At 47.0% G+C, this 16,029-nt stretch carries 15 protein-coding genes; 12 read left to right on the forward strand and 3 right to left on the reverse strand.

Annotation, left to right across the window (positions count from 1 at the left end; genetic code table 11):
- The 9 genes from QUA10_RS03940 to QUA10_RS03980 all read left to right on the forward strand — a co-directional run.
- A partial coding sequence (locus QUA10_RS03940; RefSeq protein ID WP_333086176.1) for a hypothetical protein occupies window positions 1-1,633 on the forward strand: 1,633 nt, incomplete at its 5' end.
- Between the two features lie 2 nt (window positions 1,634-1,635).
- A complete protein-coding gene (locus QUA10_RS03945) occupies window positions 1,636-2,646 on the forward strand; it encodes a hypothetical protein (protein WP_333081303.1) in 1,011 nt (336 codons plus the stop codon).
- Window positions 2,647-2,651: 5 nt separating this feature from the next.
- Window positions 2,652-3,755 carry a hypothetical protein gene (locus QUA10_RS03950; protein WP_333081304.1) on the forward strand — a complete coding sequence of 368 codons (1,104 nt, stop codon included), beginning with the start codon at window positions 2,652-2,654 and terminating at the stop codon, window positions 3,753-3,755.
- Window positions 3,756-3,882: 127 nt separating this feature from the next.
- Window positions 3,883-4,539: a hypothetical protein gene (locus tag QUA10_RS03955; RefSeq protein ID WP_333081307.1), complete on the forward strand. Its 657-nt coding sequence runs from the start codon at window positions 3,883-3,885 to the stop codon at window positions 4,537-4,539.
- Window positions 4,540-4,547: 8 nt separating this feature from the next.
- Window positions 4,548-4,796, forward strand: a complete 249-nt coding sequence (locus QUA10_RS03960) for a hypothetical protein (protein ID WP_333081308.1) — start codon at window positions 4,548-4,550, stop codon at window positions 4,794-4,796.
- Complete coding sequence (locus QUA10_RS03965; protein ID WP_333081309.1) at window positions 4,793-5,278, forward strand: hypothetical protein; 486 nt, start codon at window positions 4,793-4,795, stop codon at window positions 5,276-5,278. Before QUA10_RS03960 ends, QUA10_RS03965 begins: the two co-directional genes overlap by 4 nt.
- Window positions 5,279-5,314: 36 nt before the next feature.
- Window positions 5,315-5,608 (forward strand): hypothetical protein, encoded by a 294-nt coding sequence (locus QUA10_RS03970; protein ID WP_333081310.1) that lies wholly within the window; start codon window positions 5,315-5,317, stop codon window positions 5,606-5,608.
- A gap of 180 nt (window positions 5,609-5,788) precedes the next feature.
- On the forward strand, window positions 5,789-6,001 hold the full coding sequence (locus QUA10_RS03975) for a hypothetical protein (protein WP_333081311.1): 213 nt from the start codon (window positions 5,789-5,791) through the stop codon (window positions 5,999-6,001).
- Entirely contained in the window at window positions 5,989-6,423 is a 435-nt protein-coding gene (locus QUA10_RS03980) for a hypothetical protein (RefSeq protein WP_333081312.1), read from the forward strand. Before QUA10_RS03975 ends, QUA10_RS03980 begins: the two co-directional genes overlap by 13 nt.
- Before the next feature lie 69 nt (window positions 6,424-6,492).
- Here QUA10_RS03980 and QUA10_RS03985 read toward each other — a convergent pair whose 3' ends face one another.
- The 3 genes from QUA10_RS03985 to QUA10_RS03995 all read right to left on the reverse strand — a co-directional run bounded on the left by QUA10_RS03985 (window position 6,493) and on the right by QUA10_RS03995 (window position 11,148).
- Window positions 6,493-7,995, reverse strand: a complete 1,503-nt coding sequence (locus tag QUA10_RS03985; protein WP_333081313.1) for an RtcB family protein — start codon at window positions 7,993-7,995, stop codon at window positions 6,493-6,495.
- Window positions 7,996-8,405: 410 nt separating this feature from the next.
- Window positions 8,406-10,241 carry an APC family permease gene (locus QUA10_RS03990; protein WP_333081315.1) on the reverse strand — a complete coding sequence of 612 codons (1,836 nt, stop codon included), beginning with the start codon at window positions 10,239-10,241 and terminating at the stop codon, window positions 8,406-8,408.
- Window positions 10,242-10,308: 67 nt separating this feature from the next.
- Entirely contained in the window at window positions 10,309-11,148 is an 840-nt protein-coding gene (locus QUA10_RS03995; protein WP_333081316.1) for a prephenate/arogenate dehydrogenase, read from the reverse strand.
- A 38-nt stretch (window positions 11,149-11,186) separates the two neighbouring features.
- Between QUA10_RS03995 and QUA10_RS04000 the strand changes: the two genes are divergently transcribed.
- The 3 genes from QUA10_RS04000 (at window position 11,187) to QUA10_RS04010 (ending at window position 16,017) form a co-directional block, all read left to right on the forward strand.
- Window positions 11,187-12,749 carry a pentapeptide repeat-containing protein gene (locus tag QUA10_RS04000; RefSeq protein WP_333081317.1) on the forward strand — a complete coding sequence of 521 codons (1,563 nt, stop codon included), beginning with the start codon at window positions 11,187-11,189 and terminating at the stop codon, window positions 12,747-12,749.
- Window positions 12,750-12,845: 96 nt separating this feature from the next.
- Window positions 12,846-14,408 (forward strand): pentapeptide repeat-containing protein, encoded by a 1,563-nt coding sequence (locus QUA10_RS04005; protein WP_333081318.1) that lies wholly within the window; start codon window positions 12,846-12,848, stop codon window positions 14,406-14,408.
- 79 nt (window positions 14,409-14,487) lie between these two features.
- Window positions 14,488-16,017, forward strand: coding sequence for a pentapeptide repeat-containing protein (locus QUA10_RS04010; RefSeq protein WP_333081319.1), 1,530 nt, complete (start codon window positions 14,488-14,490; stop codon window positions 16,015-16,017).
- Window positions 16,018-16,029: the final 12 nt, after the last annotated feature.

Raw genomic sequence — 16,029 nt, forward strand, 5'->3', positions numbered from 1 at the left:
AATTAATCCCTGGTATGGCTCTCCTTATGATTACAGTATAGAAATATTAGAAATATTTCCAGCTCCCCCTTGTCCAGATGGGTACATTCCTGTCCCTCTTCCTTCTCCTGCACCTTCCCCTGCACCTTTTCCAAACCCACCACCAAGGAAGAGAGATATGGATGAATGTTGTAGAGCAAGCGTTGCGTTGTTAAGAAGAATTCACAAACATCTAGGAGTTAGCCCCGTACCGGGAATGGAGCCCCTAGAACAAATTGCAGGTGTAAAAACCAAAGGCGAAAATTTTCAAGGCGGTAAAATGGCTTTTCCTTTTGAGGTGCCCAAAGTTTGGCTAGACCCTAGGGTAAAACCCAATGAAAAATTAACAGTAAGAAATTTAAGCGAACTGTTACTTGTTATGGGCGCGCAATCCGAGCGATTAGAAAGCGTTTTCGGCACTAAAGAATTTTTAAAAGACAGCCAACGGCAACTGAGGCAAAGCGAAACTGGTACTTTAAGATGGCTTACCCAACGAGTTACCGGACTTGCTGGCAATGATTTTACCTATCCAGATCCAAATGATTTCTGGTTCAATACTGATGATGGAATTGTTAACGAAAAAAAGGTTGAAGTAAAGTCTTTTGCTGACGGGTTGCGGTATTTAATTGAATCGCAAAACCGACTAGAAAGAATTTTGCCAGTAGCAGAAATCAAAAACTCCACTATTCCCGCTCGCTGGGTTTATCCAGGTAAAAAAGGGCAGTTACGGGTAGGAAATCTAATTCACTTGATCGAGTATATGTTTAGGGCTGATGACCGCGCTCGCGGTTTTTGGCCTCAAAAGATAACAATTAAGGCAGCTAACCCAGCGATAAAAGATGACAAGCCAATAGAAACCGATGTACACTCCCAAGCCGATATGTTGCGAATCATACTTCAACAGCTTCTAGATGTTGAAGGCGACGGCGATATGGGTTCTAATTACGACTTGCGCCGGACATATTTGGATATTATGGCATTTCAAATGCTAGCCAAAAACACCAAATATGTTCAAGCTATAACCGAATATTTGGGGTTTGACATAACAGAGGAAGTTAGCAAAATCCCTATACCGTTCGATCCGTTTGCGGGACAAGACCGCTCAGTGATTGAGCAATGGTGGGTCAAGTACGGTTTTGGGGAAGCAAAAACAAACTTTCCTACTAAAAACACAGAATCGGAAATCGAGCAGTTATCGGCAGGTCTTTTGCAAAATTCTGAGTTAGAGGTTAATACTATCAAATTTGGCTCAGTAGATGCCAAGAAAGACCCCAAAACTTTAAAAGAAGCGCTAATCGAAATTCTAAAACACAGCTCGGCTAGCGCGGCAGCCGTAACTGAAGTGGCAACCGAGAGCGCACTCGATCGGGTAGTAGATGCAGCGGGCATCGCGCAAAAATTAGCTTCTTTTTTGATGAGACGAGACATCAGAGAAAGTCTAGGAATCGGCGATTTGGACAATTGGATATCTAGCGCTGAAAAGGGTTACACCGACAACCTAGAGAGCGAATCTCTGAGATTCCCAGAATCTAGCACGCTGGAACCCTACGGGCGGCCAGCAACACAAAACCCCACTATTCGAGAAATCGACACTAAAGACCCAAAGGCAGACTAACTATGCAAATACTAGACGGTCAAACAACTTCGGATTATTTTAACGGGACTGCTGAGAAGTCCTGGATAGACAAATTAGGCGATTTATTCAACTCTGCAACCGCATTCATCGGGGATGTTATCGGCAATATCCAAATCGGAGACGTAAAACTCGGTGACTGGTACGCAGCCGATCCGGTGGGAGCTGCTGCGGGTGTAACTCTGGGCGGCGTTATTGTTTACTTGGGCGGGCAGATTGTTGTCGGCGGGTATCAATCATTGAGCTCACTTGTTGCAGCTTGCCGATCGCTGGGAGTGTTGGGAAGTTTGCGAGCAGCAGCAATGGCAGCAGGTCATGGAGTGTTAGCTGCGGGGCGAGCGATCGGGGGGCGGGCGCTTTACCTGCTAGGTCATCCTGGCGCCTTGGTATCCAGCCTGCTCACGGGGGTAACAGTCGGCGCTGTCATGCGCTGGTGCGCGGGCAAGGCGATGCAACTCATCAACTTCAACTGGAATCAAACCGACGAAGCCTTGGAAAAAAGAATAGCATCGGCACAGGCTCAACTGTGGAGCGTTGCGGGCGGGACTCTAGGATTGCTACTAGGCGCAGCTTCTTGCGGTATCGCTCCAGGCGCTAGCATCGTTCGGGTAAATCCATCAAAATTAGCCGCTATTAAAGAAGTCAACCAAGAGCTTTATGAAGAAGCTATCCCGCAAGTTAGGAATTTAATCAACGCAACAATTCGAGTAGGTACGACGGCTGCATTTGTGCAAATCTTTAAAAATGCAAGAAAGTTTTTGAAGAGTTTATCACCAGCCATTAAAAGGGTTCCTTTGATAGGAGAAAGTGTGGCAAGCTGGCTTGAAAAATGGGGCGCGCCTGATGCCAAACCTTGGAGCATTAACAGCGGCGTAAAGGCTGTAATTCAAACGATTTCAGACAAGAACATACAAGGATTTTTCGAGGAATTGTGGGAGGAATTTTTAGAAAGCTGCCAAGAGGGAGTTTTTGTTCTGTCAACTGCTTTTGGATAAAAATCATGACATGGGAAGATAGGTTGAGAGAAACGATCGCCCCTACCGCTAACAAGTGGCCGTATAGAGTAATCCAGGTCAAGCCCAACAAGAAAAAAGACCAAGAAATTTACACGCTGTCGGGGCGGGAAGAGGACATTGCCGCCAATGGAGCGCTGTTTTTGGCGCTTTACGATTTGTTGGAGCGTGAGAAAATTGATTTCGAGGAGTGGTGGGAACAGTGGGAAAATGGCTTTCCGTTTCTATCAGAAAGGATAGAATCTAATTATCAATTATCTGGTCTTTCGCCGTGGCGACAAACAGAATCTCGCCCGCGCTATCGAGAATGGCTGCCCCGATCGGGCAGAGAAAAACTTAAATTTAAAACAATAGAATACTGGCGCGACCGCAACAATGAGTCAGATTCTGTAATATTCAGCGGAACTGATTTGCAAATTATCAATCAAATTATCCAGTTTGAATGGCAAAGCAGCGGCAGCGGCGGCATATCTATTCCCGGCAAAAATAGCAAGCCATTGTTAAAAGGGTGGCCGGCGATCGTTCTGACATTTTACGAACCTAACGACAACAGAAGACGAAAACCTACGGGAGAGCCTCGGAGTCGAGTCGAGGGCGAAAAAACGATTCGCTGCTGCGGCTACTCGGATGATTTAGAAATTGTGCAGCGTGGCTTAGCTGAACTTATCAGTAATAGTGATGTTCGGCGGTGGGCAACCAAAATTAGAGATGAATTCGCTTTGCCGGAGTTGTACCGATGGCAAAAGGGGCGCGAGTGTCTTTCTTACTCCGGCCAAATCGCGAGGCTTCAAGGCTTGGAGGGATACGCCCTAGTACGGACTCCCCGGCAAGGAAAAGAAATCTTCGAGAAATTGCTGAGAATTTTTAACTTTACCCCTGACCCCGCTGGTTTCAAATATTCGGTGAACGAAACACCGGAACTTGCTTATCCGCAAAATCCCCAAAACTTCCAACTTTTAGGGAAAGAATGGGAAGCCGAAACTAACAGACCCAACGCAACAGTAGTGTTTGATAACGCTACTTTGTACCTGCCAAAAGTGCGATCGCCGATTCCGCTCGTTAAGGGCAATAAAGTCATCTACGACGCTTAACAATTCTTAATACTACGCTTGCTAACTTTTTGGAAACCTATTAGGTTTCCGTGCTAAAAACGCTTAAAAATGCCTCTGGGCAAGAGTTTCAAGATTTGCTAGCCTAAAAAAAAAGGGGAAAGCGAAAATGGCACGACACGGTAAACGATTTACTAAAAAAACTTTGACGGCGACTGAGGTAGACATCTACGCAAGTTACCTCAAGGGAGAAAGAATTCACTCTCAACCCCGGAAAGCGCCGGCCGTATACAAAGAGCGACGGGCCGTAGGGGTTGTGCCGTTCGGGCTAAGTCCTGGTACGGCAGATAATTTTGTCCGAACCTCAATGACCCGCGGGGCCCTCGGTTTACTCGGTACGTTAGGTATCGCCAATTTAGATGGTATTTTTGGGCTTAATTTGACTAATACACCGACCGTAACTGATGCACCTGCGGGCTTTTATCCGGCAATCGCACGCATCACCTTAATTCCTCAAGCTGCCGTGGCAAATACCGCGGGAGTCTCTGCTTTTACAGGCCGACCAAGAAATTACAAAGGAGGTCGCAGCGGTTCGGTTCCTTTTGGCAGAGGCAGTTCAATAGTTCAAACGGATGCAAAAAATCCTGCATCTACGCAAACAACGATCGCCGATATCGACTATAAAGATGCTGAAAATGCAATCAAATTGGCGGTTGGCGCCGCCGCTTACACAGGCAAAAAGCGCCTTTCTTTCGAGCCGGAGATTTACCGATCGGAAAGAAGCCAACCAGGGTTTACCGGCGACGCAGTTGCTCCAGCATTCTAAAAATTAAAATGACTTCTGAAGCTATCAACAAAATCAAGTCGGCGCTGCAAATAGTCATCAACCTCGACGACTCGATAGAAGAAATTGAATATCGCTGGAATCTGGCCAAACAAATCAGCCAGCATTCAAAACTATTCTTAGAGGGGCGAATATCGGGCGGTGACTTTCTCGACTTAGCAGAAGCAACCGAAATTGATATTGACCAATACGCTGACGAAGTTGAGGAAAATTTAGAAGAAATAGGGCTTCTCCTGTGAGTTTAATCGTCAATCTCAATGACCCAAATTTGTGGGTTCCGGTTTGGGAGCTTGACGTTACTGCTCAAACATTAGGCTCGGATGTAGAGACTGACAGCTACGTTCGGATTCCCGAACAAAAATGCCCGATTATTTTGCATAAATCGCTTCTGGCGGTTTATGCAAGTAATCCCTTGGCAAAACCTGGCTGGTTTAGTGCGGGTTATTTGAGTCAAAGCATCTCTTTGCCCTTAACAGTGGGCGGTAGTCCTACAAGTTACGGGTCGAGCCGTCGAATTGTTTTAGGTAAAACGCAGATAGTACCTTTCCTCGACATTGGAGTTTCTGACTTTGCAATAGCATTTTTATCCCATCGCTGGCACCGACAAATAAAATTAGTTGTTTGGGAATATCAAGGGAATATTTCGACAACTGAGTTAACTGCTATAGCAGCTCTTGGTCAACAGCTAAACTCTATCGAATCAAAAATAGACGGCTTATAAGTAGCAGTAAATTGGAATTGTCGAAAAGTGTAAACGATGAACACTAGAGAGTTAATAGAGATTATCGGAATCGCGATCGGCTGTGCTGGAGCGGTTGCCACGGGAGCTTTCACGGTTGCCACGCTGCGAGCTGAAGCCAATATGAAAGAAGTTAGAAATGATATTAAAGAGTGGAACAAATTCGCTAAAAAATCAATTCAAAACGACAACCATACTATGGTAGAAATTGGGCTTTTAAAAACTGCCGTTAGCGATATCTTTAGAGTCTTGGACATGAAACGTAAGCCGACACTGCCGGAAGATAACAAGCCCAAACACACAGACTTTTAACAGTGGATAAATACTCGTACCGCTTCACAATTGCTTCGCTCAATGTGTCCGTGATCATGCTAGTTGGCGCGGGGATAGTATTGGTATTTCAAAAAGAAAACGCCACGCAGCTTATCCCTTATTTAGCGCCGATTCTGACACTGTTGGGCGGTTTGCTAGTTTCCCCCCCGAAGGCGCAACATGACAATAGACAAAGCTCGGCAACTTTTGAGCGCTGACAACCCTAGTAAACATCAATTAGTGGATTGCTTAGAAGATTTAAGCAAAGAATACGGATATATACAGGGCATGACTATCGGCAATTTGCGGGATTTGGTGTCCGGTCGCAAAACTCTTGCAGAAATCCAAAATCTAATCGAACAAATTAAACATAAAATAAAATGCACAAATTAATTTTTACAATGCAATTAGCTCAATCTTCAGAGCTAATTTACGGAAATTTGCAACTCATCTATCCCAACGGTCGGGCGATCGACTATCTGGCAACTTCTGGCTGTGCCGACTGGCAGCGCCCCGGCGATGAATGGGCGAGGGGGAAGGGCCCAATTCCGGCCGGCGAATACGAAATCCCCAGTGAGCCTTACTATCTCGAAACTCGCGGCGTAGAGGGCGACTTTTTCCACATCACGCCCGACCCGGTGGTTTCAGAAAAAGGAGTGCGAGCGGAACTTGGAATTCACTTTGACGCAAACGTACCCGGCACGGCTGGCTGCATAGGGGTGGTTCGCGAGTACGGGTGGCGGCGTTTGTGTGATCGGCTCGCGTCGATTGCCGATCTGGGCGTAAAGTCTTTGCCGCTGACTGTGAAGTATTAAAAAACTGGGAGGCTGGACATCCCCCAAGACCTAAACGGCGCAAGGTTATTGCCAGCCAGTCCTATATTATCATCTCTGGGGATTCATTTTAGCGACTACACCAACTATTTGCGCCTCAACCTGAACGTCAATTACTGGTTGAATTGGCTTGTAAGCGGCCGGTGCTTCTTCGATTCTGCGTTCTTCGTGCAAGGTAATGCAATCTACGCCAGTTAATCCCAAAGCGGAGTCAGTTTTGTCAACACCTTTGCGACTCATATTGAAGCGCGATCGCGCTTTTCCTGCACCGTGAGAGGCCGATCGCAAAAATCGATCGTTCCCCTTCCCAACCAGCAAAAAAGACGGCGCGCCCATCGAACCCGGTACAATTACAGGCTGACCGGAATGTGCGGGACAAGCGCCTTTGCGAGTCACCCAACCGGCACCTTCAGCTAAAGTGATATTGTGAGGCAAATCGTATACTAAGGGAGCTTCCACATCGCCGAAAACTTGCCGCAAACGCCAGCGCAGAAGTTCTGCTAGCAGCAAACGGTTGATAAAACCGTAGTTAGCGGCGGTTGCTTCCGCTTGCAGGTAGCTGTTCACAAGTTCGGGATTTGCTGCCACAGACAGCGGAAAAAGCCTGGATTCAGGATGTTTCAGAGTTTTCGGCCAGGCGTCGCAAGCTCGATCTCGCCATATTCCGCCGATGTATTTGCCGACATTCCGCGAACCCGAGTGAACCATGAACGCGATTTGTCCCGATCGAACTCCCCAAGTATAAGCCGTAGCTCGATCGATAACTTCCTCAACCACTTGAATTTCGACAAAGTGATTGCCGCCACCGATGGTAGCTAACCCGCCATCCCTGACTAAGCCGTCATTTGGGACTAATTCTTCCGGAGCCCATTTGACATCGCCATTCATGGAACCGCCGAGGAAAGTGCGATCGCACTCTGCGGCCAACTGCTGGAAATCCGAATTAGCCGCGCTGCCGGTGGGCTCGTCGGACATAGCATCCAGCCATCCGGGAATCCCGTGTTGGAACATCGCGCGAGCAGTTTTTGCACTCATGCTGACATCGCGAGTACCGAACAAATAATCCCCTTTGAGCAATTCTACAAATCGATCGCGCTGACTGAGGAATTGTTCGATCGACAAATCCGCAACGTGTAACCGCATCCCGCAGTTAATATCGGAACCGGTAGCCGCCGGAATCACCATTCCTGCTGTTTCTACAATAGAGCCGATTGCCACTCCCGCATCCCCCGGATGGAAGTCAGGAGTAGCGCAAGCGCGGCAAACGCAGCCGCCTTGAGGGTGTCGAACATTCGCCAAATTTGCTAACTGTTTGAGCGCCTTTGCTTCCACAGGAAAATCCTCTGGCAGCAAAAGTTCTGCTGTTGTGGCACTGGCATCTTGCCAGTGTTCATTCAAAGAACTATTGACTTCTCTTGTGGCACTGGCATCTTGGCAGTGTTCTTTCAGAGAACTATTGAGATAAATCGAGTAGACTTTATTGTCGTAACTAACATCAAGACCTTGCCGAGACAAAGCTCGCAAAAGCCTGTTCAAGTTTTTTGGCTGCTGCATAAATACTCTATTGCGGGTTGCTATGCAACCCCCAAGAGTTGAAGAGATTTTTTAGGGAACAAAAGACTTGGGTTCAGCAGCCACAATCTTTTTCTAGATAAGTTGAAAGGCAAATTATCTAACTACCAAAATCTTGACACATTATTTTTAATATGTCAATATATTTGAGATTTTAGATTATAAATTTATCCATCTACTCGTTCCCAGGCAGAGCCTGGGAAAGCATATCCGGAGGCTCTGCCTCCATTTTTTCTACTCTCCAAGCGAGGCAGAGCAAGAGTGACATCGATTCCCAGGCAGAGCCGAAGAACCAGTTAAACCAGTTAAAAAGTATTCCTAATTTCACAGTTTATAGTTGACAGCAAAAATCCGATTAGGGTTTTTGCTGTCAACTGTCAAATGTCAACTGTTTAAAGATAATATCTAACCGTTGTTACAACCCGACTTTTTTTAGCCCGCAAAGTCGCTTTCAAAAAGAAAGCAGTTTGATTGTGCAGCAGTCCCTCCCACCAATTTCGCGTCACAAAAGCCGGAATTATCAGCGTTAAATAAACTCCCGGTCGCTGCTCTTCAAACAAAGTCAAAAAGTGCGTCAAAGCCGAACTCACAGAACGGTAAGGTGAGTCCAGAATTTCCAAAGGAATATCTGACTGCAAATCTTTCCAAGCTAATTGTAATTTTTCTCGATCGGTCAAACCAATATCGACGTGAACTGCCACAACTTCATCAGCAATTAAACGAGCGTAATCAAGGGCCTCGAAAGTACCCCGGTGCAATTGCCCGACTAACACCACTGCCGGATGTGTCACCGTCTTGACTCTAGGTCTGCGAAGATAAGACCTCGGTTCTATTCCCTGAATGCTCAAGCGAGCCGCTACATAACGATAGTGCCGGTGAATAGCTAAAAATAGACTGACTACGATCGGGATAGTTACTACGACAACCCAAGCTCCCAAAAGGAATTTTGTAGCGAGAATTACAGCCAAAACTCCCGTTGTTGCCACTGCACCAATACCGTTCATCACAGCACTAACTTGCCAACCTTTACCTCGTTCCTTAAACCAGTGAATTACCATTCCCGATTGGGAGAGAGTAAAAGAAGTGAAAACTCCAACCGCATACAGGGGAAGCACCGCGCTCGTATTGCCTCGAAAGATGATAATTAAGAGAGCAGCGCAGAAGCTTAACAGATTAATGCCATTAGAATAAACCAGGCGATCGCCCAACAGCGACAATTGCCTCGGCAAAAACCCGTCCCGCGCCAAAAAATAACAAAGTCGCGGAAAATCCGCATAACTCGTATTCGCCGCCAACAGCAAAATCAACAGAGTAGCTGCCTGCAAATAGTAATAAAATATACCGACACCGAAAATCTGTTTTCCCAACACAGAAAGGAGCGTTTCATGTTCTGTAGGAATCACCTGATAAATATGAGCCAAGTAACTAATTCCCAAAAACATTGCTCCCAGAATTCCCCCCATATAGCTCAAAGTCAGGCGCGCATTTTTCCATTCAGGAGGCTTAAAAGCCAACACCCCGTCTGATATGGCTTCAACTCCAGTCAGGGCTGTACAGCCCGCCGCAAAAGCCCGCGCTAGCAGAAATAATCCCAAAGGTTCCTTAGCTGGAATATTTTGTAATGTCGGCATAACATTACCTGTTGCCTGTTGGAATAAACCGCAGCCAATCAAAACAAAAATGCCAACGAGAAACGCATAGGTGGGAACCATAAATATATTTCCCGATTCCCGCAATCCCCTGAGATTGGCAAACATGATTAGGACAATAAAAACTAAGCACAGTTCAACTGTGTAGGGGTGCAGCGAGGGAACTGCTGAAGTCAAGGCCGCCACCCCAGCCGAAATACTGACAGTTACAGTTAAAATGTAATCAATCATCAGCGAAGCTGCGGCAATCAAACCAGGATAAATACCTAAATTTTCTCGCGCCACAATGTAAGCGCCACCGCCGTTGGGGTACGCTTTAATTGTCTGTCGGTAAGACAGCGCCACGATCGCCAACAGTAAAATAATAATTCCAGAAATAGGCAGCGATAAACTCAAACTGCTACTCCCCGCTAGTAACAGCACTAGCAGAGTTTCTTGAGTAGCGTAGGCAACAGACGAAAGTGCATCGGAAGCCAGAACCGCTAGTCCTGTAGCGTTGCTCAACCGTTCATGAATAGATGCGCTAGTGGGGAGAGATTCACCTAGTAAAAATCGCTTGAGTCGAGAATAACTGTACATTGAAACTCAATATATAGGCATCCACAAATCATAATCTAGACGAGGACTGTTTTAAGTAATTTTTGGATCACAATTTGTAATTCTGTCTCGCTTGTTGAGTCAGCTTCAGCTTGTGTTCCAGAGCTTGCCAATTTTCGGCTTCGATATCAGTGATGAACTCGTCAAGACTGTCACGGTAAATAGAGAGCGATCGCAACAATTCCTCTCGATTGTACTTTGCCACCATCACTCCCAGTTCGGGATTGCCACCCCCCACCCGGCTCGTGTCCCGAAAACCAGAACTCGCTAAATGTTGGGCTAAATTAACAATATCCCGATCGCCCTCTCGATCGCAGGCAGCAACCAGCGTCGCGCTCGCCATGAGTGGCAAATGAGAAATCCAAGCCACAGCTCGATCGTGCTCTTCCGGTTCACATCGGTAAATTTTAGCACCAAGCAACCGCGCAATTTCCTCAACCTTATCCACCGCAAACGTCGGCGTCTGGGCAGTCGGCGTCACCACATAAGGCCGGCCCACAAACAAATCCTTTACCGCCGCCTCAATCCCGCTTTCAGCAGTCCCCGCCATCGGGTGTCCCCCCACAAAATTCGGCCACAGAGGAGACACAGCCTGCACTATGGGTGTTTTTACGGAACCGACATCGGTTACAATGGTATCAGGGGAAAGATAGGGCACTAACTCTCGGACGATCGGCTCGATCGACCCCAGTGGCGTGCAAATAAAAACCACATCGGCTGGTGCCATCAGAGACAGGTTTATGCTGGCTTCATTGACAACACCGCGAGCTTGCGCCCGATCGCAAGTCTGCTGCCGACTCGAAACCCCAAAAACATTAAACCCGCGCGATCGCAAATCCAGCCCGATCGAGCCGCCAATTAAACCCAGTCCTACAATACCGATATTCATAGCAATAAAATGGGGATATTTGATACGGTGCCGCCCCCATGACAGTCGAGGAACTCCTAAAAAAATATGCCGCCGGAGAAAGAAACTTTGCCGGAATCAACCTGACTGAGGCCAACCTCAGCGGCGTCAACTTGAGCGGAGCCAACCTCAAGGGTGCGAATCTGAGTGTAGCAAACCTAAGCGGAGCAAACCTCAGCAAAACCAACCTCACAGGTGCCAAACTCAACATCGCCAGACTCAGTGGCGCCCATCTAGGTGGCGCCGACCTCACCGACGCCGACCTCAACGTCGCTTATCTAGTGCGAGTTGACCTCAAAAAAGCCATACTCATAGGAGCCAAACTGATCAGAGCCGAGCTGATTCGAGCCGAACTCAGCGGCGCAAACCTCAGCGGCGCAAACCTCAGCGGCGCCACCCTCACCGAAGCCACCCTTCGAGGAGCCAACCTAGCTCAAGCCAACCTTCGAGGCGCTCACCTCAGCGGCGCGTGCTTAACAGAAGCCAACCTCGAACAAGCCAACCTGCAAGGCGCCGACCTCAGCCGAGCCGACCTCAGCGGCGCCGACTTGCGAGGCACAGAACTGAGACAAGCCAACCTCACTCAAGCCGTACTCAGCGGCGCCGACCTCAGCGGCGTCAATTTGCGCTGGGCCATTCTCAGCGGCTGCAATCTCCGCTGGGCCGACCTCAGCGAAGCCAAATTGAGCGGTGCCGACCTCAGCCGAGCCGACCTCTGCCACGCCAACTTGCTGAATGCCAGCTTAGTTCACGCCGACCTGACAAATGCCTATCTGATCCGCGCCGACTGGATTGGAGCCGACTTAACCGGAGCCACCTTAACCGGAGCAAAACTTCACGCAGTTTCGCGGCTGGGCATCAAAACCGAAGGCATGACCTGCAAGTGGGTTGATCTTAGCCCCAACGGCGACCACAGCCAAATTTACTGGTTGAACTCGGGAGGAACCCAGGAATTTTTTCATGAAACCTTGCCCACAGTTCGGATTGTAATTGACTCGCCCTTAGACCAAGGCGCTCATTTTGCACTAGCTGCAACTTATTACCAAATTGCCCAACAATACCCAAGTTTAAGTCAGCCTCCCACGATCGAAGTCAGCTCCAGGCGCACCGTACTCGCATTTAAAATGGACAGCGACGATAAATTATTTGCCACCGCTTACGTTGCCATCATTCCTTTTAACGACGCTGCCATAACTCAAAAAAACCTAATAGCTTTGATGAAAATGATTCAATCCCACGATGCAGGCAAACTTAACGTCAAAGAATCTAAACACGTCCAGTTATGCAGCAAAGCTCTCAACCAAGCTATCAGCAAAGTAGACCAAATCAAAATTTCCAGTTCTTTTCCAAAAATCGGTGAAAGCATCAATTTCTTTCAAATTCCAACACAGATGAGCTTAATTAATTCCCGCGATCAAAGACTCAGCGTGTATCACCACCCAGGCTTCGGCAAGCGCCTGATTAAAAAATACGAGCAAAGTAACTCACCATCGGGTAAGTTAGCCGAAAGCACAAAATTGGCTCAAGCTAATATCACTACCATTTTGGATTTTATAAAAGGCTTCCACAATATAGATGTCTAGGCATATTGCATCAAGTTACAAAAAATGCTTATTCTAGTTTAAAGGTTGGGACAATAAAGCTTTGTTCTAGCTAAGACATCAGGGAAATTGAAAAGCATGGATGCCGAAGAACTCATCACCAAATATGCAGCAGGAGAAAGAGATTTTACTGCCATCCTCCTTTGCGAGGCAAATCTCAGCAGGATCGATCTCAGCGGGGCTAATTTCAGTGAAGCAATCTTGAGCCTCACCAACATGAGCGGCACCAATTTGTCAAACGCCAACATGAGAAAAGCCAAACTTAATGTTGCCAGACTCAGCGGTGCTAATCTCCACAAAGCCAACCTCAGCGGCGCTATCCTCAACGTGGCCAACTTGATTAGAGCCGACCTCAGCGAAGCCCAACTCGTTGAAGCTACACTGATCAGATCCGAACTGATTCGAGCAAACCTCAGCAGTGCTAACTTGACCGGTGCAAATCTCAGCGAAGCAGATTTGAGAGAAGCAACCCTCAGAGAAGCCAATCTAGAGCAAGCCGACCTCAGCGGGGCTCACCTGAGAGGCGCTTTTCTAACAGCGGCCAACTTGGAACGGGCCAACTTGCACAGAGCCGACCTCAGCAGGGCAGACTTGCGAGGAGTCAACCTCTGCAATGCCGAACTCAGACAAGCTAATCTGTCTCAGGCAAACCTTAGCGGCGCTGACTTGCGAGGCGCTAATCTCCGGTGGGCTGACCTCAGCGGGGCGAACCTGACCGGCGCTGACCTCGATGAAGCGAGATTGAGCGGGGCTAACTTGTACGGAGCAAATTTGAGCAATGTCAATCTGTTGAACGCTACTCTGGTACACGCGGATTTGACTCAAGCGAATTTGATTCACGCTGATTGGGTGGGCGCAGATTTGACGGGGGCGGCCCTGACGGGGGCAAAAATTTACGCGGTTTCTAGGTTTGATGTGAAGGCAGATGACATTACCTGCGATTGGGTTGACCTCAGTCCTAACGGCGATCGCAGCCACATTCAGCGCTTTACCCCTGAAGAATCTCAAAGGTTTTTCAATGCTACACCACCGACAGTTCAAATTATTGTCGATCGACCCCTCGACCCCGATGCTAACTTTGTCCTTGCAGCTACCTACCGCCAAATTGCCCGTCAATACCCTGCTTTGAATCATCCTCCCAGTATCGAAGTTAATTCCAGACGCACAATCATATCATTTAAAATAGAGCAGGACGAGCAACTATTTCCCACAGCTTTCGTTGCGATTGTTCCCTTTAGTGATGCAGCATTTACTCAGAAAAATTTGATTACTTTGATCAAGATGATTCAACCCCAAAGTGGTAATAACCTGGGCGTCAGAGTGTCAAATATGGTAGTGCAATTAAATGTAGCCCTGACCAAAACCATGAGAAAAATAGGGGAAATGAAAATTCAGCCGATTCGCCTCGATCGCGAACCGATGTCAAGTTTTTTCCAATCGCCTACCCAAACTGTACTGGCCAACTCCAGCGCCGAAACTTTGATGATTCACTATCACCCAGATTTTGGCCGAAACTTGACAAATTTGCCGGGAGTCAACAAAACCTCTATCAGTCCTGCAATTAAAGCTCAAAGATTTACCACCCCGCCACTAAATACGGTCATTGAGTTTGTCAAAAGCTTTTATCAGCTCGGTGAGTAAGTATTATAAATTAATTTGATCTTATTTCTATTTATGCCATATAAAAGTTAGCCGATCGCCATTTTATTCAGGTAAACAAATGGAAGCTGAAGAACTGCTCAAACGATTTGCAATCGTCAAAAGATACACTGAAGGCGACAGAGATTTCACAGGAATCAACCTGAATGAAGCTAATCTCAGCCGCATCAACCTCAGCCAATCAATTTTAAGGCGGGCTAGCTTATTTGTCACCAACCTCAGCGGTGCTAACTTGAGCGAAGCTAACTTGAGCGAAGCTAACCTGAATGTGGCTAGACTCAGCAGTACCAACCTCTCGCGGGCAATTTTAAACGGGGCTACTCTCAACGTAGCAAACTTAGTGAGAGCCGATTTAAGTGCAGCTCAATTAATCCGAGCATCCCTGATTAGAAGCGAATTAGTCCGCTGCGAACTCAGCAAAACTAACTTCAGCGGCGCAAACCTGACTGAAGCAGATTTAAGAGAGGTAAAACTGACGGAAGCTAACCTGTGCGGTGCTAATCTTTCCGGTGCAAATCTCAGAGGTGCTTCGGCTGCTTCAGCTAACTTTCAAGAAGCTAACTTACACGGCGCAGATTTGACGAAAGCAGAACTTAGCGGCGTCAATTTGATCAATGCTGATATGAGACAAGCTTCTTTGCAACAGGTGAATCTCAGCAGTGCCAATTTGAGCGGAGCTAACCTCAAATGGGCTGATTTAACGGGAGCTAACCTCAACGGCGCGGATCTGAGCTTTGCTAAATTGAGCGGAGCTAACCTTAACGGAGCAGATTTAAGAAATACTAATTTAGGAAGTGCTAGTTTCGTTCACGCTGATTTGACAGAAACAAATTTGATTAATGCGGATTGGGTGGGCGCTGATTTGAGGGGAGCAACTTTAACAGGAGCAAAACTGTATTTGGTTCCTCGATGTGGCATCATTGCAGATGATATTACTTGCCAGTGGGTTGACCTCAGCCCCGCAGGCGATCGCACTCAGATTCAACAATTTAATTCGCCGTCAGAATCGATAAAATTTTTAAATCACACGCCTGGGTTAGTGCAAATTGTGGTTGACGCACTTTTAGACTACTCAGCAAACAGCACTTTAGCAACAGTTTACAGCGAAATAGCTCGGCATTACCGGGCAATGAATTTTCCTCCTAATATTGAAGTCGGCTACCGCCGCACAACTCTAACTTTTAGATTTGAGAGCGATGAGCATTTATTGCCAGCAGCTTTTTTAGCGATTCTTCCTTTTAAGGATGCTGTACAAACGCAGAGAAATATTATGGTTATCGGCAAAAATATTGAAAGTCAAAATTTAGATGAGAAACGAATACTGCAGTTGCGTAAAGCATTGAGTAAAGCTACAAATAAGTTAAATGAGTTGATAAATTTGCTCTCTAATATATCAGTGGTTAGTCAGCCAACAAAGTTTTTTGAGTCACCTACCCAAACTATTTTAATTAGTTCGGGACAGGAGAGTTTGATGGTGAATTCTCACGGGAATTTTGGGAAGGGAGGTGCAAGTCATCAGCCGAGTAAATTCTGTTTGCCTCTAGGTCAAAAAGTAGTTGATTTTCTGGCCAGTTTTGATTATCTTGAGTGAGAAATGTCAATT

Origin of the sequence: Microcoleus sp. Pol8_D6, assembly GCF_036700965.1 — a bacterium.
In the GTDB taxonomy this organism is placed as follows: Bacteria; Cyanobacteriota; Cyanobacteriia; order Cyanobacteriales; family Microcoleaceae; genus Microcoleus.